Here is a 1,371-nt window from a genome sequence, read left to right on the forward strand (position 1 = left end):
TCTTCCGGAAATACCTGGGAAGCCTCGTCAAAAATGGCGACATCGAATTTGAACTTTTCCGGATCGGTGAATACGCTTACTGAAAGAGGGCTCATCATCATGCATGGTTTCAGAACTTGAAGGAGGTTTGGTGTTTCCGAAAATAGTCTTCTGATTGATTTGTTTCGTCTCTTCTTGGCTATCTCTCTTCTCAGAATAGATGTCTCGGCACTTCCAGAATTCACAAGATTGGAAACCGGAATCCTCTGGGCGAGGAAAGAAGCCAGTCTCTTTCTGGCATACAGCTGTTGTTTTGAATCAAGTAACCGGAACTCTTTAACAAGAAGATTGTGGTCACTTGTGGAGAATGAGTTCAAAACCTCATCCTTTGCGTAGAGCTCCGACAAGAGGTTGCTATAAAAACCCTTTAGGAAGACTTTGTCAAGCACATCGGACCCAACTTCACTTTCCCTCGCTCTTTCGAGAAAGTCTTCCAGTCCAGCCTTCTCGAGAAAAATGATACTCTTCTTCATTGAAAGCCAGTCATCAAGTTTTGGAAGCGACTCTTGTAGTCTTTGGACAAAATCTTCAAAGCCTTCAAAGTCCGAAAGAGACTTGCCGTCAGAAAATGGTTCCGTGATAACCATATCGGATACTTCCTCTAGATGCTTGAAAAATGAATTTGTTGCCGTGATTCCACGCTTCACCCAGTCACTCCTGCCTGATATTGCCTGCTGGTTTGGGTTTCCTTTCGGCAATATAGAAAAGAATGAGAAGTATTCAATCAGCTCCCTTAGGTCTGATTCACTACTTCTCAAAGCTTTCTCCAAGTTATCATAACTCTCGTTGAAGCTCTTGATTACCCCTTTTGAGCTTTCAAGAAGACTTATCAACTCTTTCTCGTTGCAGGCTTTTGTCATTAGTCCACATTGGGAGAGAACTCTTTCCGACTTCTCCAAATCTTCTACGATTCTCTCGTAATTTAAAACTCCATCATATTTAAGCGAAGAAAGGATGCGGACATTCTTCTTATAACCTCCAAACAACCTACCAAAAAAGCTGTTGTATGAGCTCGAAAACTTTCTTTGAAGCTCATTGTGATTCAACTGAAGAATGGCCGGTCGATATCTCGTCAGAAGCGAGGCGGTCTCCTCAAATAACTTGACAGATTTGAGAGCATTAGAGATTCCCAAAAGTGAGCGAAGAGCATCAAACTGACGGGTGACTTCACTGTGAGAAACCTTGACCTCATCTATCGCGCTCTTTAAGTTAATGAAAGAATCTCCATAACTAGATGGAAGTTCTCTCTTAATTGTTGAAACATGAGAAAGAACCTCCTCTGCTAACTTCAAGGCCTTTTCTTCGGCCGAACTTCCGGACTCAAACAAGTCA

At 42.4% G+C, this 1,371-nt stretch carries 1 pseudogene; it reads right to left on the reverse strand.

Features of this window, described 5'->3' with window-relative positions:
• Nucleotides 1–1,331: pseudogene (locus B3N33_RS00225) on the reverse strand (helicase); the annotation flags it as partial.
• Between the last annotated feature and the right edge of the window lie 40 nt (nt 1,332–1,371).

Origin of the sequence: Mesotoga sp. UBA5825 (assembly GCF_002432955.1) — a bacterium.
In the GTDB taxonomy this organism is placed as follows: domain Bacteria; phylum Thermotogota; class Thermotogae; order Petrotogales; family Kosmotogaceae; genus Mesotoga.